This window comes from Pedobacter sp. 22226 (assembly GCF_052045455.1).
In the GTDB taxonomy this organism is placed as follows: domain Bacteria; phylum Bacteroidota; class Bacteroidia; order Sphingobacteriales; family Sphingobacteriaceae; genus Pedobacter; species Pedobacter jeongneungensis.
Genome location: NZ_JBQEPB010000004.1, coordinates 100,286 through 120,841 on the forward strand (window position 1 = coordinate 100,286; position 20,556 = coordinate 120,841).

17 protein-coding genes are annotated in these 20,556 nt (G+C 40.7%); 9 read left to right on the forward strand and 8 right to left on the reverse strand.

Going from position 1 to position 20,556, the window contains the following annotated elements:
• The first annotated feature begins 139 nt into the window (after window positions 1–139).
• Window positions 140–778, forward strand: a complete 639-nt coding sequence (locus ACTJKC_RS09985) for an RNA polymerase sigma factor (RefSeq protein ID WP_440791545.1) — start codon at window positions 140–142, stop codon at window positions 776–778.
• On the forward strand, window positions 775–1,956 hold the full coding sequence (locus tag ACTJKC_RS09990) for a hypothetical protein (RefSeq protein ID WP_440791547.1): 1,182 nt from the start codon (window positions 775–777) through the stop codon (window positions 1,954–1,956). The genes ACTJKC_RS09985 and ACTJKC_RS09990 overlap by 4 nt, the downstream gene beginning before the upstream one ends.
• Here ACTJKC_RS09990 and ACTJKC_RS09995 read toward each other — a convergent pair.
• The 4 genes from ACTJKC_RS09995 to ACTJKC_RS10010 all read right to left on the reverse strand — a co-directional run bounded on the left by ACTJKC_RS09995 (window position 1,953) and on the right by ACTJKC_RS10010 (window position 5,061).
• Entirely contained in the window at window positions 1,953–2,459 is a 507-nt protein-coding gene (locus ACTJKC_RS09995) for a DUF2199 domain-containing protein (protein ID WP_440791549.1), read from the reverse strand. The two genes, ACTJKC_RS09990 and ACTJKC_RS09995, sit on opposite strands and share 4 nt — an antisense overlap.
• A gap of 24 nt (window positions 2,460–2,483) precedes the next feature.
• The gene (locus tag ACTJKC_RS10000; RefSeq protein ID WP_440791551.1) at window positions 2,484–3,374 is read right to left on the reverse strand and encodes a pirin family protein; all 891 of its coding nucleotides are present in this window, start codon (window positions 3,372–3,374) and stop codon (window positions 2,484–2,486) included.
• Between the two features lie 264 nt (window positions 3,375–3,638).
• Window positions 3,639–4,742, reverse strand: coding sequence for an NADH:flavin oxidoreductase (locus ACTJKC_RS10005; protein ID WP_440791553.1), 1,104 nt, complete (start codon window positions 4,740–4,742; stop codon window positions 3,639–3,641).
• Window positions 4,743–4,755: 13 nt separating this feature from the next.
• Window positions 4,756–5,061, reverse strand: a complete 306-nt coding sequence (locus tag ACTJKC_RS10010; protein WP_440791555.1) for an ArsR/SmtB family transcription factor — start codon at window positions 5,059–5,061, stop codon at window positions 4,756–4,758.
• 121 nt (window positions 5,062–5,182) lie between these two features.
• On the opposite strand from ACTJKC_RS10010, the gene ACTJKC_RS10015 reads away from it, so the two are divergent.
• The 6 genes from ACTJKC_RS10015 to ACTJKC_RS10040 all read left to right on the forward strand — a co-directional run bounded on the left by ACTJKC_RS10015 (window position 5,183) and on the right by ACTJKC_RS10040 (window position 14,907).
• Window positions 5,183–5,815, forward strand: coding sequence for an RNA polymerase sigma factor (locus ACTJKC_RS10015; RefSeq protein ID WP_440791557.1), 633 nt, complete (start codon window positions 5,183–5,185; stop codon window positions 5,813–5,815).
• Between the two features lie 465 nt (window positions 5,816–6,280).
• Window positions 6,281–7,456 (forward strand): FecR family protein, encoded by a 1,176-nt coding sequence (locus ACTJKC_RS10020; protein ID WP_440791559.1) that lies wholly within the window; start codon window positions 6,281–6,283, stop codon window positions 7,454–7,456.
• A 212-nt stretch (window positions 7,457–7,668) separates the two neighbouring features.
• Window positions 7,669–11,025: a TonB-dependent receptor gene (locus tag ACTJKC_RS10025; RefSeq protein WP_440791561.1), complete on the forward strand. Its 3,357-nt coding sequence runs from the start codon at window positions 7,669–7,671 to the stop codon at window positions 11,023–11,025.
• A gap of 10 nt (window positions 11,026–11,035) precedes the next feature.
• Window positions 11,036–12,544 carry a RagB/SusD family nutrient uptake outer membrane protein gene (locus ACTJKC_RS10030; protein WP_440791563.1) on the forward strand — a complete coding sequence of 503 codons (1,509 nt, stop codon included), beginning with the start codon at window positions 11,036–11,038 and terminating at the stop codon, window positions 12,542–12,544.
• Between the two features lie 11 nt (window positions 12,545–12,555).
• Window positions 12,556–13,959 (forward strand): PKD domain-containing protein, encoded by a 1,404-nt coding sequence (locus tag ACTJKC_RS10035; protein ID WP_440791565.1) that lies wholly within the window; start codon window positions 12,556–12,558, stop codon window positions 13,957–13,959.
• Window positions 13,960–14,022: 63 nt separating this feature from the next.
• A complete protein-coding gene (locus tag ACTJKC_RS10040) occupies window positions 14,023–14,907 on the forward strand; it encodes a glycoside hydrolase family 16 protein (RefSeq protein ID WP_440791567.1) in 885 nt (294 codons plus the stop codon).
• Between the two features lie 477 nt (window positions 14,908–15,384).
• On the opposite strand, the gene ACTJKC_RS10045 is transcribed toward ACTJKC_RS10040, so the two are convergent.
• Both ACTJKC_RS10045 and ACTJKC_RS10050 read right to left on the reverse strand, forming a co-directional pair.
• Complete coding sequence (locus tag ACTJKC_RS10045; protein ID WP_440791569.1) at window positions 15,385–15,915, reverse strand: hypothetical protein; 531 nt, start codon at window positions 15,913–15,915, stop codon at window positions 15,385–15,387.
• A 77-nt stretch (window positions 15,916–15,992) separates the two neighbouring features.
• Window positions 15,993–16,463, reverse strand: a complete 471-nt coding sequence (locus ACTJKC_RS10050) for a winged helix-turn-helix transcriptional regulator (RefSeq protein WP_344852191.1) — start codon at window positions 16,461–16,463, stop codon at window positions 15,993–15,995.
• A gap of 199 nt (window positions 16,464–16,662) precedes the next feature.
• On the opposite strand from ACTJKC_RS10050, the gene ACTJKC_RS10055 reads away from it, so the two are divergent.
• A complete protein-coding gene (locus tag ACTJKC_RS10055; protein ID WP_440791572.1) occupies window positions 16,663–18,354 on the forward strand; it encodes an arylsulfatase in 1,692 nt (563 codons plus the stop codon).
• 355 nt (window positions 18,355–18,709) lie between these two features.
• Here ACTJKC_RS10055 and ACTJKC_RS10060 read toward each other — a convergent pair whose 3' ends face one another.
• Together ACTJKC_RS10060 and ACTJKC_RS10065 are read right to left on the reverse strand one after the other, a co-directional pair.
• On the reverse strand, window positions 18,710–19,279 hold the full coding sequence (locus ACTJKC_RS10060) for an isochorismatase family protein (protein ID WP_440791574.1): 570 nt from the start codon (window positions 19,277–19,279) through the stop codon (window positions 18,710–18,712).
• Between the two features lie 17 nt (window positions 19,280–19,296).
• The gene (locus tag ACTJKC_RS10065; protein WP_440791576.1) at window positions 19,297–20,556 is read right to left on the reverse strand and encodes an MFS transporter; all 1,260 of its coding nucleotides are present in this window, start codon (window positions 20,554–20,556) and stop codon (window positions 19,297–19,299) included.

A 20,556-nucleotide genomic window follows, 5' to 3' on the forward strand; every position in this document is an offset into this window, starting at 1 on the left:
TGATATGCCGCTATTACGCCGCCAGATTGTAAATGGTTGCTTGTAGAATGGATATTTTTGACCAAAACGAACAAAATAAAATATTTTAAAAAAATAGTTTTTTAAGGCAACCTTTTGTTATCCCTTGCCGTAATGTGTGTTGAAAGGAGAACTTGTGACCGCTAACCGCGATAGTGAAGAAATTATACAAAAGTATATTCAGGGCTGCGTTAGAAATGAAAGAGATAGTCAGAAAGCACTATATAAACATTTCTATAGCTTTGCTATGGGTATTTGTTTGCGTTACGCACACGATCGGTTAGATGCTGCAGGAATACTGAACGATGGTTTTTTTAAAGCCTTTAAGAATATAGCCAAATATGAAACATCTAAGGCTTTTATGCCCTGGCTCGGCCGGATCATTACCAATACGGCTATCGATTATTACCGTGCCAATTTAAAATTTTCTGATCATGTAGATATCCTCGAACATGAAAACATTGCTCAGGTAAGTTCAGTGTATGATAAATTGGCCTACAATGATTTGCTGGCTTTGGTGCAGGCCTTAAGTCCTGCCTACCGAACGGTTTTTAACCTTTTTGCTATAGATGGTTATAACCATGAAGAAATTGCCGAAATGCTGGGTATATCAATCGGAACATCAAAGTCGAACCTGTTTAAGGCCAGGCAGAAATTACAGGAAATGTTAAAAACTACTGATGCGAAAACTTACCAGGTAAGGAGTTCGGGCGTAGATAAAAACCTTTTACAGATAAGGTTAAACACAAACATGCAATGAAAGAGGGAAAAGATATAGATAAATTATTTAAAGATGGATTGGAAAACCCCGATCTGCCTTTTAATGATTTAGATTGGGATAATCTGGAGGAAAGATTGCATCCAACACCAAAAAAGAGGGTTCTGCCTTTGTTTTGGTTAACCGCTGCAGCCGGAATTGCAGCAATGTTATTGATCGTGTTTTTATTAATAAAGCCATTCGGAAAACAAAATGATGTTAAGGCGGTGATAAAAACCGATAAGGGAAATCAAAATAATGAAAAACAAAATAATACAGGAAATTTAACCGGACAGCCTGCAAAACAGGTTGATCCTGCTGCACATATAGATTCAAATTCGTTGGTTGTAAACCACAAAAATAATGAAGCGGGCAAATCAGTTCAAAAGCGTATTACTGATGTAAATGTAGAAACTGGTCAGAAAAGCATTGAAACTATAGCAAATAATACCAGTTTGTTGGCCAATGTGCAGTTTAAGCCGGATTTGAGTTCGAAAATTAATCCTGTTGAATTTAAAGATCAAAAATTAGCATCAGATGTTGCCGTAGGCAAGCCTGAACGGATAAAACCACCTGTTTTAAAACAAAAATCGCGGTTTGTACTGAGTATTTTAGCCGCACCTGATTTAACCAGTGTTCAAAAATCGGGTACAAGCAGTTTAAGTGGTGGTTTTGGAGTAGAAGCAACTTATTTATTATCCAAAAAACTAAGCATCAGCACAGGAGCATCTTATGCTAAGAAGATTTATGATTCGGATTTTAGTTTATACAATCCGAACACCAGTTATATTTTTAAAATAGCACCATCAAATATTCACGCCAATTGCGATGTGATCGATATTCCTTTAAATGTAAATTATAAGGTTTTTGGAAATAACAGAAATTCGATTTCGGTAAGTACCGGACTTTCGAGCTATATTATGTTAAAAGAGCAATATACTTACGCTTACGATGGTGCTTACCAGGGGCCGCAGGGTTGGGAGGTTAAGGGCCAAAATCAGCATTATTTGGGTATTGCCAATGTTGGGGTAGAATTTCAACATAAAATAAACAATAATTTAAGCATCAGCGCCAAACCTTTCATGAAAATCCCGTTAACCGGTATTGGTTACGGAAATTCGAGGTTATCCTCAACAGGAATAGCAGTTTCGGTAAATATGAATTTATTTAAAAGAAACTAAAATTGCGCTTTAAGCATTTCATTTATTCTTCTTTCGGCTTCAGCTTTACTTATCCCTGAATAATAATCTCTAACAAATGGATGGTCGAAATCTTCGTGGGGAATAATTTCGGGTCTAAAGCCGCCAGTTCTGGTATTTACATTTGTAGGGATGCTTTCTTCAAAATCATAATCTGGAAGCCAACTGGATAACCAACCAAAATATCCGGCCTCATGATTTTTATTATCAAAGTTTTCTGAATAGTCGTCGAAACTTTTTTCACTTAACGATACCCAAAGACCATATTCTAAATCTTCGCAATGATCGTTAACTTTTTGGGTCAAAGTACAACGGATAAACCTGGCCCTTCCATCAGGATAATCAATTGTGCAGAAATCAGAATCGAGATAGCCGATTGTAGATTTTTCATTTTCCGACAGATTATTATAATAAGAAGGTGAATTATAAGTTAGTGCAGGCCATTCCTCATGAATTTCGCCGCAAGAGCTGCATTTATATTCCAATTTTTAATCTTAACAGGTAAAAAATTAATGTTTAATATTTCTGATCGGATCTGGCAGAGGCACAAAGCCGGTTTCGCCGGGTACGGGTTTAAAGCTTTGCTCCAGCCATTTCTGTTTTGCTTTCTCAATCAGTTTTTTATCAGAAGCCACAAAATTCCAGTAAATAAAGCGTTCTTCAGGGAAAGGCTCTCCGCCGAAAATGTAAACTGTGGTGTTTGCGTGCATGGTGAACTCGCAGAGTTTGGCATCATTGGCAATTAAAATCTGGCGGGGTTCAAAAATATGTCCATCACTTTCTATCGCTCCTTCCAAAATGTACAGGGCACTTTCTCCAAAAAGGTAATCGCCTATATTTACTTTCTGGCGGCTGGTGCTTTTTAATTCCAGGAAATACAGCGGACTATAAACAGGAACAGGCGATTTACGGCCAAAAGCTTCTCCGGCAATTAATTTAATGGCAACGCCATCCTGTTCCCAGGCAGGAATGTCGGTGCCTTCTACATGGAAAAATTCTGGTTCCATTTGCTCCAGCGCTTTTGGCAAAGCCACCCATATTTGTAAGCCGTGCAGCATTTTATCGGTATAGCGGAGGTATTCGGGTGTTCTTTCTGAATGTACGATGCCACTGCCTGATGTCATCCAGTTTACCTGTCCGGGTTTAATTACCACATCCGATCCCAGACTGTCTTTATGGGTAATTTCTCCTTCAAATAAAAAAGTGAGGGTAGAAAGGCCGATGTGCGGATGTGGCGGAACATCGAGATTTTCGTGATCGCTCATGGCCGCAGGCCCCATATGGTCGATAAAAGAAAAAGGGCCAACCATGCGTTTCTCTCTGAAAGGCAAAAGCCTGCCAACCATAAAATTACCAATGTTTGCTGGCCTTTCTTCGATAATCAGTTTAATATTCGACATGGAATGATCAATTTTAATGAGGTGAATTTAAGGAAAAAGGGTGGGAGTTCAAGAGAAAATATACTCATTAGAACACTACTTTCCACTCAACGTCATTTCGAGCGGAGTGCAACGAAGCCGAGAACCACGAAGTGCTCAGCGAAGCTAAATCTATCTCGAGATAGATCTCTCCATTCCACTTCGTTTCAGTCGAGATGACAGTATTTAATGAAAAAAGCATCCCTTTCAGGATGCTTTTAAACTTAAAAAGAAAAATAGGGATTTTTAATATACTAACTGCATTAAAGCCTCTTTGCTAAAGCCTTTCAGTTCTTCAGTGCGGTTGTTTTTAATTTTTTCTACCCAGTTCGGATCTGCTAACAGCGGACGGCCAACGGCTACCAAATCAAAATCACCACGGTCCATTCTGCGTACCAGTTCGTCTAAAGAGCTAGGTTGTGAACTCTGACCAGCAAAAGCACCAAAGAAATCGCCATCCAAACCAACAGAACCTACTGAAATGGTTGCTTTTCCGGTAACCTTTTTCGCCCAACCGGCAAAGTTTAAATCAGAACCTTCAAACTCTGGTTCCCAGAAACGGCGTTGCGAGCAATGGAAAATATCAATTCCGGCATCGGCCAATGGTGTTAACCACTCTTCTAACTCCTGCTCATTTTTAGCCAGTTTATAATCGTAAGCAGCAGGTTTAAATTGAGATAAACGAATAATTAATGCGAAATCTTCGCCAACCCTTTTACGTACTTCTTTAATAACTTCAACACCAAAGCGGGTGCGCTCGGCCAAAGTTTTACCGCCGTAAATGTCGGTACGGTTGTTTGTTCCTTCCCAGAAAAACTGATCGATTAAATATTGGTGGGCACCATGTATTTCAACGGTATCGAAACCTAAAGCTTTGGCATCAGCAGTAGCCTGGCCAAAAGCGGCAATGGTATCGGCAATGGCAGCATCCGTCATGGCTACGCCGTTTTCGAAACCTGGTTTGTTAAAGCTAGACGGACCTTCGAAAGGGGCGCCCGGCAACCATCCCGATGCGTGGTTTTCCATAATGCCCTGGTGCCAAATCTGTGGTCCCATTTGTCCGCCAGCCTGGTGAACACCTTTAATTACATTTTCCCAGCCTGCCAATGCTTCTTTGCCATAAAAATGTGGAATGTTAGGGTCTGCTGATGAAGAAGGGCGGTTAATTACGGTTCCTTCTGATAAAATTAAGCCCACTTCACCAGCTGCTCTTTTTGCGTAATAGGTAGCAACATCGGCTGTTGGTACACCCTCTGGCGAGAAAGATCTCGTCATCGGTGCCATTACAATCCTGTTTTTTGTATTTAATGTTTTAAGGCTAAAAGGCCTGAATAAACTATCTGTGTTCATATTATTTTAATATTTATAATGCTGTATTGATGATTTTGCTTAATTTTTCTATCCCTTCTTTATTGCGTTTGTAATAAGTCCACTGCCCGATGCGGGTAGAACTGATTAAATCGGCACGTTGAAGGATAGAGAGGTATTCTGAAATGGTACTTTGTGATAAACCACTCTTTAGCTGGATCTGACCTACACAAACACCCACGGTTTCAAAATCGGCAGTTGGTGGCTGTTCGGGGAAGTGCGCCGCAGGTTCTTTTAGCCAGCCTAAAATCTGCAAACGTGTTTTATTCGAAAGGGCTTTAAATATTTCTACCTGATCCATGGTACAAATGTATATCGGAATTTCCCGATATGCCAATTAAAGAACCAAACTTTACAATTGTGTGTAGAATCTATTGTTAAGCGTTGCTAAAACGTTTAAAGCTCAGCACTATATTAAAATAATGTTAGGATTTACATTAAACAATTTCTTACATTCGTTTAATCATTCTAACCATTTGTCAACTTATAACTCATTAACCGATCACGAACTTTTCGTCCTGATGCAGGATGGGGATAAGTATGCGTTTGAAGAAATTTACGAGCGGTTTAACGGTTTGTTATATGTCTATGCCTGTAAAATGGTGCCCGACAGGGAAGATGCAAGGGATATTGTTCAGGAGATTTTTGTGTACCTCTGGAGCAATCCGAATATTAAAATCAAATCAGAATTATCAGCCTACCTTTATACTGCGGTTAGGTATAAAATCTTCGATTGGCTGGATAAAAATAAATCGCGTAGCAATTATTTACAATCGTTAGAAAGCTTTGCTGATCAGGGCGATTACGTTACGGATAATTATATCCGTGAGCGCGAATTTGCTTCACTGATTGAGAAAGAAGTAGCCTTACTGCCGCCAAAAATGCGCCTGATTTTCGAAATGAGCCGCAAGCAGCACCTGAGCCAAAAGGAAATTGCAGAAATTTTGCACTTATCTGATAAAACGGTAAAAAAACAAATGAGCAATGCGCTAAAGGTTTTAAGGTTAAAACTCACTTCGTTTTTGTTGCTGGCTGTAATTTTAATGCTTCGCTGATTTTTATTCTAACCCAAAAATTATAAATTGATTGATTTGGGCGTTACCCAATCCCGATGAAAAATCGGGAAAGGGGCGGGCTTTTCAGGGCTGCGCTTCGCTCCGGTACCGATGAAGGATCGGTACTGAACCCTTCCAATCCCTAACGCAAAACCCACCGGCTCAAATTAAACCCACTCTGGTTGTAGCGTCTCGCTACGACCTAAATCCGAGCTGATATCCCTCGTAAATAAACCCGGTAGGAGCGAACACGTAGTGTAACGGAGTAAAGCGGATAACGGGGCTGCCCATCCCCCATGAAAAACTGAACCAGTCGTTTTCAAAAAAAAATATTGAACACCTTAATCATCTTATAAACAGCTAATTAAATCTATCGAATCAAAAAAATAAAAATATTTTCTTTTCATCTACTACCTGGGCTATGGTTAACCTACATGTATTTAATTAGCCAAATATTTTGAAGTAATGAACAAAGCCGAAGTTGAAAAACTTTTAGAACGATACAGAAATGGATTGTGTACTGAAGATGAAATAGCTTTAGTAGAATCGTGGCACTTATACGAACTTTCTTCAAGAGAGTCGAACCTGGATCATGCTGAATTAAATGATGCCAAATATCAGATCTGGAATGCGATTGAAGAAGAAACGGAGCTGAAACCGGTGCGGATACATATCCTTTGGCCAAAACTGGCGGCTGCGGCAGTAGTACTTTTCTTTATTGGTTTCGTGATTAATAACCAGCTTAAAAAACAGCTGGTAAATCCACAACAAATTAGTAATGCAGAAAAAATTATTAAACCAGGTGGTAATAAAGCCACTTTAACCCTGGCCGATGGTTCTAAAATATCGTTAACAGATGCTACTAATGGTATAATTGCCAAACAAGCGGGCATTAACATTACCAAAACCAGCAAAGGGGAACTGATTTATACCATTGCCTCCCATTCGGCACCGAATGTTAAAAATGCAGTTTATAATACAATAGAAACGCCGCGTGGCGGACAATACCAGATCAACCTTCCTGATGGAACCAGAGTTTGGCTCAATGCCGAATCGGTTTTAAAATACCCGGCTGCTTTTAGTAGCGAAGAAAGAAAAGTAGAACTAAAAGGTGAGGCTTATTTCGAGGTGGCCAAATTAACCGATAAAAAAGGTGCGCGGGTACCCTTTAAAGTGAAAAGCGATATTGGGGCAGGCAGGAGCCAGGAAGTAGAAGTATTGGGCACGCATTTTAACATCAATGCCTATAACAACGAACCCAGCAACAAAACCACGTTGTTGGAAGGTAGTGTAAGGATTAAAAACCTGCAGTCGAACATTTCTCAGTTGTTAAAGCCTGGCCAGCAATCGATTATTGCTTCTTCTTCGCCATCGGTAAGGGTAGAAACTGTTGATGCAGAAGAATTAGTAACCTGGAAAGACGGTTATTTCAGTTTTAATGAAGAAAATTTAGCAACCATTATGAACAAAATTGCCCGCTGGTATAATGTAGAAATAGATTACCGAGGCAATAAAATCAATAAAACCTTTGGCGGCCGCATTTCGCGATTCAATAGCGTTAACGAGGTGTTGGATATGCTGCAAACTACAGGTGCCGTACATTTTAAAATCGAAGAAAGGAGGATTTTAGTTATGCCATAACCTATACTTTTTCATCAGAACGATGATGATTTTTAGAATATGCCTGAAAAAAAAACCGGAAGCGCGGCAACGCTCCCGGCCATATTTAAGGCCTTGTTCTAATCGTAAAATTGTGAGATACAACTATTCCAAACCTAATAACCAAATATATGAATTTTTATACTGAATGGTTGCCCCAACCAAAGGGACGCCTGTTTAAAATTTTGTTGATTATGAAATTGACTTTTGTCTTGCTAATCACTACATTTTTACAGCTCAGTTACGGGGCTGCAAATGCACAAAACGTAACATTATCAGAAAAAAATACTACCCTGCTTAAAGTTTTTCGCAAGCTGAACAAAAGCGTGGGCTATAGTTTTCTGTACGATTTAGACCTTTTAAAGGAGGCTAAACCGGTAACCATCGATATCCGTAATACAGATATAAAAGAAGCGCTCAAACGTATTTTTAACGATCAGCCGCTTGGCTATACCATAAAAAATAATACCATTATCATCCATCGCAAAGCAGCCGAGGGTACACCATTAATGATTCGTTCTTTTGTTGATATCAGGGGTAAGGTGGTTGACGAAAAAGGCCTGCCAATGATTGGTGCCAGTGTAAAGGTAAAAGGCACTAACCAGGGTTCGGTAACTGATGAAACAGGTACATTTATTTTAAAAGATGTAAGCGAAGGCGCAACGCTGGTGATTTCTTATATCGGTTACGAAAATAAAGAAGTAACGGCAGCCAATGGCCTTACCGTAAAACTAGAGCCGCAGGCAGGCCTATTGGCCGATGCCGTAGTAATTGGTTATGGTACACAGAAGAAAAGTGTGGTAACGGGTGCAATTGCATCTGTTAAAGCTACCGATTTAGAAAATGCCCCTGTGGTGCGTTTGGAGCAATCGTTACAGGGCAGGGCATCGGGTGTGAATGTAATGACGAGCTCTGGCCAACCAGGCGATGGCGGTACCATCAGGATCCGTGGTACGGCCAATATTAATAATGCAAATCCATTATTTGTAGTAGATGGAGTGGTAATTGGTGGGGGGATAGAATACCTGAATCAATCGGATATCGAATCGATAGAGGTATTAAAAGATGCTGCGTCGGCCGCCATTTATGGTACACGTGCCGCAAACGGGGTAATTATTGTAACTACTAAAAAAGGTGCTAATACGGGAAGAATCAGACTCGAGTATAACAACTATATCGGTACGCAGGCACCTTCTACCAAACTTAACCTGTTAAACGCTACGCAATACGCTACCATATATAACGAATCGCAACTGGCTGATGGGATTACCGCAGTACGGTTCCCAAATCCGGCGCAATATGGCGAAGGTACCGATTGGCAGGCAGCTGTATTTAACAACAGCGCTAAAATCCAGAACCACGATTTAAACATGAGCGGAGGAAATGATAAATCTGTTTATTACGGCTCGTTCAGTTATTTCGATCAGGATGGTATTGTGGCTACATCAAATTCGCAGTTCAAAAGATTTACTGCGAGGTTTAACTTTGAGCATAAAATTACCAAAAACATCAAATTCGGTAATTCCATCGGGTACACCAGGATAAATTCTGTTGGGGTAAGTACCAATACCGAGTATGGATCGCCTTTAAGCAGGGCCATTAATATGGATCCGATCACACCGGTTGTAGAAACTGATCCTGCAAAATATGGTGCCTCAAAATACCTGAATAATCCGGTAGTAAGAAATGATGCAGGTTTTCCTTATGGTATTTCTGATTATGCACAATCGGAGGTTTTAAATCCGGTTGCTGCTTTAAAGGTAGCACAGGGAAATAGCTGGAGCGATAAAGTAGTTGGAAATGCATTTGCAGAAATAGAATTTATTAAAGGTTTAAAATTTAGAAGCACTGGTGGAGTGGATCTTGCTTTTTGGGGCGGACAAACTTTTCGCCCGATTTATTACCTGAACTCGATTAATCAATCTACCCTAACGGCTTATACCAGAGATAGTAACAGAGGTTTGTTCTGGTCGCTGGAGAATACCCTGAGTTATGATAAAACTATAGGTAAGCATGTATTTACCGCATTATTGGGCTACTCGGCACAAAAAAATAAAGGCGAAACCCAGGGAGGTATTAAAGAAGGCATTCCGGTTGATAATATTAAAGATGCTTCATTGCAATTTCCGGTAGCCAGAACCAATTCAGATTTTTATGGTGGCGAATACCTCAATACTTTAAATTCCATATTTGGCAGGGTAATTTATAACTATGATGAAAAATACCTGTTTACCGGTATCATCCGCAGAGATGGTTCATCACGTTTTGGTCCGAATAATAAATACGGCTATTTCCCTTCTGCATCAGCAGGTTGGGTAGCCTCGCGTGAAGATTTCTGGCCTAAAAATGATATCATTACTTTTTTAAAGTTTAGAGGTTCGTATGGTATTAATGGTAACGATAATATTCCTGATTTCAGCTACCTGGCAACCGTAAGTGGTGGAAGGAACTATTCTTTGGGAACGGCTTCCGGCCAAACACTTGTTAATGGCGTGAGCCCGAATGCCCTTTCAAATCCTGATTTAAAGTGGGAAGAAACCTCTTCAGTTGATTTAGGTTTTGATGCTACTTTATTTGAAGGCATTACTTTAAGTACCAGTTATTTTAATAAAAAAACCTACGGAATGTTACTGCAGCAGGTAGTACCATCGTATGTGGGTAATAGCGGACCTTATGCCAATACAGCCGATTTATACAACAGGGGTTTCGAAATTGAACTGGGCTGGAACAAAAAAATTGGCGAAGTGAGTTTTCATGTTGCCGGTAATGCTTCATTTATCAAAAATCAGGTAACACTATTAGGTGCGGATAAAGATTACATCCCAAGCAGACAAACCATTACGCCACAGGGTTTAGAGGTAACTCGTGTAGCTGTTGGTCAGCCGGTTGATTCGTTTTTTGGATACCAGACTGCAGGTCTTTTCCAGAATCAGGCCGAAATCAACAATTATAAAAACGGTGCAGGTGCTTTAATTCAGCCCAATGCAAAACCAGGTGATATTAAATTTTTGGACCTGAATGGTGATGGTGTAATCAGTGATGCAGACAGGACTTTCTTAGGCCGATCGAACCCGAATTTTACTTATGGTTTAACCTTTTCTGCAAAATATAAAGGTTTCGATATCTCTTTATTTGGCCAGGGTGTATCCGGAAACATCATTTTTAACGGATTAAGAAGGTTCGATTTAACTCCATCTAACTATACTACCAATATTTTAAACCGGTGGACAGGAGAAGGAACAAGCAATACCATACCAAGGGTAACCCTGCAGGATGATAACAAAAACTATAGCCGTGTATCGAGCCTGTTTTTAGAAAGCGGTGCTTATTTCAGGCTAAAAAACGTTCAACTGGGCTACACTTTGCCTAAGCAGTTGGTAAATAAAGTTGGTTTAGATAAGTTAAAAATTTATGTAATGGGCAATAACCTGTTTACACTAACCAAATACACTGGTTACGATCCGGAAATTGGTGGCGGAAGCTTAGGCGTAGACCGTGGTTTTTATCCTCAGGCCAGGTCATTCTTTGTAGGTGTAAATGTTGGATTTTAACAAGAGCGATATGAAAATTAGAGATATAAAATATTCGATTGCCATTTTGGCGATGATGCAATTAACAGTTTCCTGCAAAAAAGATTTTTTGGAGTTGGTGCCAAAAGGAACTGCAACAGAAGAAAATTTTTACCGTAACGAAACAGAAGTTTACCAGGGCCTGATATCGGTTTATGATGTAATGCAATGGGGTACAACCGGTGGTTATACCATGAAACAACCATTATTAAGTGCTGCATCCGACGATTGTTTTGCAGGCGGCAGTAACGCCTCCGATCAGCCAGGCTGGGTAGCTTACGATAACTTTAACATGGATTCGAGATTGGGTCCGCAGGTGGGTTTATGGAGCAAAAACTTTACTGGTATTAACCGTGCCAATATTATTTTAGAGAAAATTGAAAAGGCAACAACCTTAAGCGCAGGTTTTAAAACCAGGGTAACTGCCGAGGCTAAATTTTTAAGGGCATATTTCTATTTCGATCTGGTGAGGTTTTTTGGCAATGTGCCATTAATTACGGCCACCATCCCAACAGGAGAATTATACACACAAAAACAATCTGCACCGGCAGCAATTTATGCGCAGGTGGAGAAAGACCTGCGTGATGCTTATCCGTCGTTACCTGCAACGGTTGCCACAAACGAAAAAGGCCGCATTTCGATGGGTGCAGCAAAAGCATTGCTTGCAAAAGTATTGCTGTACCAAAACGATAATACCAAACTTCAGGAAGCCGCTACTTTATTTAACGATATTAATAAAGTTGGTAATGCTTACGGTTATTCTTTATTGCCAAATTATGCCGATATCTTCAGACCGGATAATAAATTTAATGCTGAAGTAATTTTGGAAATTCCTCATTCTACCTTAGCTGCATGGGGCGATTGGGGCTGGGTTAATGGTGGAGAAGGTAATGTAGGTACCCAGTTTGTGGGTATGGACAGTTACAATGGCGATACTTATTCTGCAGGCTGGGGCTTCTGCCCGGTAACGCTGAGCCTGGTAAATGCCATGAAAACTGACCCGCGTTTTGCTACCTCTATTATTGATGGTGCTGCATTAAAAGCTGCCGGCGCAACTTATAACGGAAGGTACCAGAACACCGATTATTTCATCAAAAAATATGCACCGTTAAAAGCTTACCGTTCTAACAGCGGTACCGCCGAATTAAACTGGCCTATTGATGAAATTGAAATGCGTTTGGCCGATACCTATTTAATGGAAGCTGAAGCCTTGGTGAGGTTAAACAGTAATCCGACACGTGCACTAGAACTGCTCACTGCTGTAAGGGCCAGAGTGGGTTTAACTCCGGTTCCTGCAACTTTAGATAATATCTTCAACGAGCGCAGGTTAGAACTTGCTTTCGAAGGGCACCGTTTCTTCGATCTTGTTCGCAGTGGCAGGGCCGTTACTGTTTTAGGCCCAGTGGGCTACAAAGCAGGCAAAAGCGAATTTATTCCAATTCCACAACAAGAAATTGATCTCACAAAAGGTGTGATTAAACAAAATCCAGGTTATAATTAATTAAATATATCATGAAATTAAATTATATCATTAAACAAACAGCCGGGTTTTTGGCCTTGCTGCTTTTGCTGAGCTTTAATGCCTGCAAAAAAGGAAATACCGATAAAGATTTAGGTGCTGCGCCTACGGCCGATCAGGTGAAGTTTAGCGTAACCCCTACTGCAACCAATGCCAATGTGCTTACTTTGGTTAATCAATCGCCGGGTTTTAAAGCCCTGTGGGATTTTGGCAACGGCGCAACCGCCGATGGGAATACGGTTACCGCTTCCTATCCTTTAGCAGGAACTTATACCGTTAAACTAACCATTGTTACTGATGGTGGTTCGGTTTCGAGTACCAAATCAGTGATTATTGCAGCTACTAATCCAGCCATGTTAACCGATCCGGCATTTACAACCCTTTCGGGAGGTTTAGCAAACGCCACAGGTTTTACATGGGTAATCGACCAAAAATCAGCCGGACATTTAGGTGTAGGTGAAATTGCCAAAATGGAGCCAAACTGGTATCAGGCCGGTCCTGATGAAAAGAATGGTTTAGGCTTTTACGATGATGAGATGACCTTCAACATGAATGCCCTGAAATATACTTACGACAATAAAGGTACTACTTTTGCCAATGCAGCCAATGCACCGGGTATTGGTGGACCTGCAGGGGCGAATGATCCAACGGTAAATTATACCCCGCCAACCAATTTAACCTGGCTGGTTACCGAAACCAATGGTGTGAAATACATTACCATTTCCGGAGGAGGGTTTATTGGTTATTATCTGGGGGTTTCTCAATATCAGATTTTATCTTTAAACGAGAATGAAATGTGGTTGCGCTGTTTGGATAAAGCCAATAGTGGCAATGCCTGGTATTTAAAACTGATTAAAAAAGGTTACGTTCGCCCAATTGTGCAAAAACCTATTCAGGCCGCAAACCTTGCTGATGATTTTCAGGGTACTGCAAATTTCACCTGGACTGCCGAAAATGTTAATTTTACAAGTCCTTATGATAATCCGGCAAAATTCCCGGTTAATACCTCTGCAAAGGTAGGTTATTATGAAAAAAGAACAGGCGATGACGGTCAGTACGGAAACCTGAATGTTACCTTACCTTACCGTTTTGATCTTGCGGCGAAAAACAAAGTCCACTTAAAAGTTTTTATTCCTGGCGGGAATGATTTTACAAAATTGCAGCCAAAGGTTTCGGTAAAGCTGCAAAACTCTCTCTTGGGTGGCAATGCATATACTACACAGATCGAAATTGTTAAAACGATTGCCGCAACTGATTACAATAAGTGGATACAGTTAGAGTTCGATTATTCCGGATCTGCTGCTCAAACACTTTACGATAAAATTGTGGTTCAGTTGGGTGGCGAAGGTCATCCTGCTCCGGGCATATTCTACATTGACGATTTTGAGTTTAAGTAAAGCCTGATTTAACGGGGCAGTTTATAGAAAGATCTACAAACTGCCCCATTTTTAAAAATTGATATGATGATACATTCTGTAAAGCATTTTAAAAGTGTGGTTTTTGCATTTGCCATTGGTGTAATTGCATTGAGCTCCTGTTCGAAAAAGGGAGGTGATGATGGATTGGTTTATGTGCCGCCGGTACCAGCAGGACCACCGGTTGATAAAGGATGGGCTTTTGAATCGGCACCAACATGGGCTGATGAATTTACGAACACCGGTGCACCACTTTCTGGCAATTGGGATTACGATACCGGAGGTGGCGGTTGGGGCAACAACGAGCTTGAGTATTACACCAATACTACCAATAATGCCAGTGTTGCCAACGGAATATTAACCATCACTGCTAAAAAAGAGAACATGGGCGGCATGGCTTACACTTCATCGCGTATGGTAACCCGTAATAAACTCGATGCTTTATATGGCCGTTTCGAAATTAAGGCTAAACTGCCAACCGGAAGGGGAACATGGCCTGCCATTTGGATGTTGCCTACCGATCGTGCTTATGGCGATTGGCCTAAATCGGGAGAAATCGATATTATGGAACATGTAGGTTACGATCAGGACATGGTTCATTTTAGTACCCACAGCGAGGCGTATTATTTCAAAATCAATACCCAGAAAACCATTACCAAAAAAATTGATGGGGCAAGTACAGCTTTCCATTTGTACCGTGTAGACTGGACACCTTTTGCCATCCGCGGTTATTATGATGATGTAAAGGTATTCGAATTTATCAATGAAGGAACAGGTTATAAGGTTTGGCCATTTGATAAACGTTTCCACCTGTTGTTAAATGTTGCTGTTGGCGGCGATTGGGGTGGTGCGCAAGGTGTTGATGAGACCATCTGGCCGCAAAAAATGGAAGTGGATTACGTTCGCTACTATAAAATGATTGAAAAATAAAATATGTTAGTTTGATTGTAAGGTCGCTGAGGATTCAGCGGCTTTTTTTATGCTGTCCGTGGTTTGTGTCCCACAGACCTCCTCGAAATTCTTAATCATTCTTTTTAGCCACGGAGGCACTGAAAACACGGAAAATTCCATGCAGTTTGCCAACCTGAGCGGAGTCGAAGGGTCTTTTTGATTACTTCTTACTACTCTACTCCTACTCCATGGTCTGTGTCCTCACAGACCATTTTGTCATTTCGAGCAGGGCTTCCTCCGTAGCGTCATTTCGAGCGAAATCTGGCTTGGGTGTATTATCGGGATAGATCTCTCCGCTCCAGTGCGTTCCGGTCGAGATGAAGACCGCTTCAAAATGGCAGGCATAAAAAAAACGGGGATCGATCATACCGACCTATCCCCGTCATCTAAATTAACGCTCTCATATATATAAACAACCAAAAAGGCGATTTATTATATTCGGTGTAAAATATTTTTTTATTTTTTTTCTACAGCCTTTTTTGTCGAAGTTTTTGCCTTCTTTTCAACCGCAGGAGTTTCTTCTGTCACTTCTGCTTTTTTCTTTGCAGGTGCTTTTGCTTTCTTTATTTCAGCAACAGGTTCTTCAGCTACTTCAGTTTTCTTTTTTGCAGGAGCTTTAACTTTTTTAGCCTCAGCAGGAACTTCTTCCGCTACGGCTTCTTTTTTCTTCACTGGTGCCTTGGCTTTTTTAGCCTCAACAACGGGGGCTTCAACAACCGCTTCTTTAACTTCTTCTGCTTTAGGGGCATGGTCTTGTTGCAGGTAATTGGCCAAAATCTGCCTTAAATATACCTCAGGTTTAGGCATATTGATAATTGTTCCAGGCTCTTTATCCTGCGATTGTTTAATATAAGCAGATTTAATTTTACCCCAATCTTTAGAGTAAAGTCTGATAAACATTTCTACAAATTGTTCATCCGTATATTTTTTAGGCAACCTACCCAGCACTGCCTGAATTTTTTCTTCTTTTTTATGTAATACCGCCATCGATTTTATTTTGCACAAAGATAGCCGAATTTTATCATTATCAGGTTTTTGCTTTTTTTGGCAATTTACAGAAGCACTTAAGCGCTCATCGCCTCTAAAACGGGCTCAGTTTTTCTGTTTTTCACCAATCTTTCGCGGTGCTTTAATCCCCATTCCCTCAACTCATTAATTACCTTATCCAGCGATTCGCTGTAAGGTGTTAGCTCGTAAGTTACCGTAACCGGAGTGGTAGAAAAAACCTTGCGCACTACAAACTCATTCAACTCTAAATCCTTCAGCTCTTTTGATAAAATTTTTGGTGTAATTTCTCCAACCGATTTCTGGATTTCGTTAAACCGCTTCGGTCCTTCCTGTAGAGAGATAATTAAAGGAAGTTTCCATTTGCCGTTTAATACATAAAGTGCATCTTTTACCGCGTTTAAACTTGCTGTACAGGCTTCTTTACTGCGGTGTTCTTTTGCTGGTCCCATCATGCAAAGATATATGCTTTCGTAAAGGATACTGCTATCCTTTTGGATACTAATATCTTTTTGATAGTAAAACGACATATTTATTAGATATCCGCAATATTCGAAAAGGAATCGGGTATTTATCACCTCAGATTCTTCATTTGTTTTCTCTAGTTCGTGTTAGTTTCCCAGATCTTCAGCGCATAGGATTCAAAGTATCTATAAATCGATTTAGCTGTATTTGCAACAAATTAATTGATGAAATTTACACTTTCATATTTTTAGCTTAATTTGGGGGATGATGCGCACATTTACCAAATATTCTGCCCTGCTTTTAATCGGGTCGATCGGTGTTTTAACCGCTTTTACCTACAAACCAAAACCTAAGAAAGTTGTAGATAAACGACCCAATATTATTGTAATTCTGGCCGATGATCTTGGTTTTTCTGATATCGGCTGCTATGGAGGAGAAATTAAAACGCCAAATATCGATTATCTCGCCAGTCAGGGTGTACGCTTCAAAAATTTTTACAATACTTCGCGTTGTTGCCCAACAAGGGCGGCTTTATTAACCGGACTTTATAACCATAATGCAGGTATTGGCGAAATGACTACTGACAGAGGTGTGGAAGGATATCGTGGCGCCATCACCAAAAATACAGTAACATTGGCAGAGGTGTTAAAAGATGCGGGTTACAGAACGGCAATGTCGGGCAAATGGCACGTTTCCAATACCATTGAGCAGCCTACACCGCAAGCTCAGTTAGACTGGCTGAACCATAAAACATCATTTCCGTTGTTTTCTCCAATAGATCAATACCCAACCAGCAGGGGCTTTGAAAAATTCTTCGGCACACTTTGGGGAGTAGTCGATTTTTTTGATCCTTTTAGCCTGGTAAGTGGTACAACGCCTATTAAAGAAGTACCCAAAGATTATTACCATACTGATGCGATTAATGATACTGCTGCTACTTACATCCGCGAATTTAGTAAAGGCGACAAACCCTTTTTTCTATACGTAGCCGAAAATGCACCTCACTGGCCGTTGCAGGCAAAGCCCGAAGATATCGCTAAATATAAAGATACTTATAAAGCGGGCTGGGATGCTATCCGCGAAGCGAGATATAAAAGAATGGTTGCCATGGGCCTGATTGATCCTAAAACGGCTCCTTTATCTCCGCGGAAATCGACCCTGAAATGGGAGGATAACCCAACTAAAGCTTTTGATGAAATGGCGATGGCTGTGCATGCGGCTATGATCGATCGGATGGACCAGGGCATTGGCCGTATCATTAAAACTTTAAAAGAAACCAATCAGCTGGATAATACGCTGATTATCTTTTTGAGTGATAATGGCGCGAGTCCGGAAGATGCCATGCGTTACGGACCAGGTTTCGACCGGCCAAGTGAAACAAGAGCGGGAGAAAAAATTGCTTATCCCATTTACAAAAAGGTAATGCCGGGTCCGCAAACGAGTTATACCTCCATCGGACCAATCTGGGCAAATGTAGCCAATACCCCATATCAACTGGCAAAAGCACAATCGTACGAAGGTGGTGTACATACGCCAATGATTGCTTTCTGGCCAAAAGGAGTCGCCGCGAAAAAAGGAAGTTATACCGATCAGGTTGGGCATGTAATGGACTTCATGACCACTTTTGTAAAACTGGCCAATGCGAAATACCCAAACAATTATAAGGGCAATACTATCAAACCAATGCAAGGACTAAGTTTGGTGCCTGCATTAAAAGGAAAGGGATCAAAGGGGCACGAAACTTTATTTAATGAACATTTTAATGCAAGTTTTGTCCGTTCTGGCGATTGGAAAATGGTCAATGTATCTGACGATTCTACCTGGCACCTTTACAATATCAAAAATGACAAAACCGAATTGAATGATGTGGCCGCTCAACATCCTGATAAGGTAAAAGAATTATCTGCAAAATGGCAGGCCTGGGCGAAGGAAAATCATGTATTGCCTAAGCCTTAACGTCATCTCGACTGCAACGTAGTGGAATGGAGAGATCTGCCCTGATAGATTTCAATCGCTGGAGCTCCGAATGATGGAGCCGTAAAATCTGTGTTTTTCCCTGCATCCGTGGCGATTAAGAAAGTGTAATAATAAACTGATGGCCTTCGCGAGACGCTAAAACAGTAAAAGAAAATTGTCGTCATTGCGAGGCACGAAGCAATCTTAATGCGAATAGGAGGTTGAGATCGTTGTAAAGTTGCTTTACCGTAAAAAAAGAAACATGCAGACAGCAGAAAAGCCTCCGCAATGCCAACTTTTGGAACAGTCTTAGCGAGACGCTAAGACTAGTATGTATTTTTTGAGAGCGTAAACTCTATACAGATGCCGCCAATACTTCAATAATCTTATCCGTATCACCAACTTCGCCCAACCTCGGGAAAATACGCTTTATACTATGTTCATGCGCATCTGCGTTAGTATCTGCTATGGCATCCTCAGCGAAAGTAATGTTATACCCATATTCACTTGCTGCCCTGGCCGTTCCTTCAACACCCACACTGGTAGAAATACCTGCCAGTACAATTCCGGTAATGCCCCGTTTTTTCAGTTCAGTATCCAGCTTTGGATTTGTAAAAGCATTCCATGCATTTTTAGTAATGAAGATATCATCTTCATGGGTTTCGATTTCTGGTGCAATTTCGAACCACTCGTCAGGAAAGCTGGTAAATTTTGCATTGGCATCGGTACGTAAATTATTCAGCAGCGATTTAGTTGGATCAACATTTACTACTACAACCGGCAGACTGGCCCTGCGAAATGCCGAAACTAACGCTGCAGCCTTTGCCAGAATTTCGTTAACGGGTTTTGCGACAGGAAATTGTAAAATTCCTTTCTGTAAATCGATTAAAACTAAGGCTGTTTTTTGATCTATTGAAGTAATCATTTTTGTATTGATTTAAATTAAATTTTTTCTAATTCGAGCTGGTTAATTTCTGGTTTGATGGTGGTGTTTTTGATTTCTTCTTTCCGGAGTTTCCGGTATAAAAATGCACCGATGATGAGGGCAATTGCACCTTCCAGTAAAACGGTATCAGGGGTGCCAATCCATTGGGAAATACCACCTACAAGCAATCCGCCCAACGGTTGCATGCCGAAAAAGGCCATAGCATAAAAACTGATTACCCGGCCACGCATTGATGGATCGACGGTAGTTTGAATCAGGGTATTGCTAATGGTAATCTGCGACATCATGCCGAAGCCCGAAATAGTAGCGAAAACCAATGCGATGGGATAGTAGGTGGTGTGTGAAAATAAAATCAGGCCTAAACCGAAAATCAAAGTGTTAATGGCTAGGATTTTCCGGAGGTTTCGTCCGGGTTTTAACGATGCGAGAAAGATAGCGCCAGAGAAGGCACCCAAACCAATCACACTGTCAATTACCCCGAAAGTTGATGCCGTACCTTTAAAAATATCTTTTGCATAAACCGGAATGAGTGTACTAAAAGGTAAAACCGTTAAACTAATCAGCGCCAGCATAATCAAAATGATACTGATGGAAGGCGTTTTTTTGATGTAGGCAAAACCTTCTTTCAGCTCTTCCATTACATTTTTAGTGCTGGGTTTGGAAATATATTTCGGCAGTTTCATCATCAATAATGAACCGATAACCGCAATAAAACTCACTGCATTTAATCCGAAACAAATGTCATCACCAAATTTTTCTAATGCCAGTCCGGCTAAACCCGGGCCGATTAACCTCGATAAATTAACCATCGATGAGTTTAAAGCTAGTGCATTGGGCAAGTCCGCTTTATCATCAACCATTTCGTAAACCAGCGATTGCCTTGCAGGAACATCAAAGGCATTGATCAGTCCGAGTAAAGCACTTAAAGCAATAATTTCCCATACCGAGTAGTGCCTGAAGAAAATCAACAAGGTTAACAATACGGCCTGGATCATCGAGGCCACTTGAGTGATTAACAATAGCTTGTAACGGTTATAACGATCGGAAGCCACTCCACCCAAAAACGAAAAGATAAACGAAGGGAACAGGCTGGCAAAAAGCGTTAAACCCAGCATAAATTTGGAATGTGTTTCTGAATAGATTACCCAGCTTACCGCAGTTTTCTGCATCCAGGTTCCAATCAGCGAAATAGACTGTCCGCCGAAATACAAACGATAATTACGGCTTTTAAAGGCATTGAAGGTGCTGATTTTCAT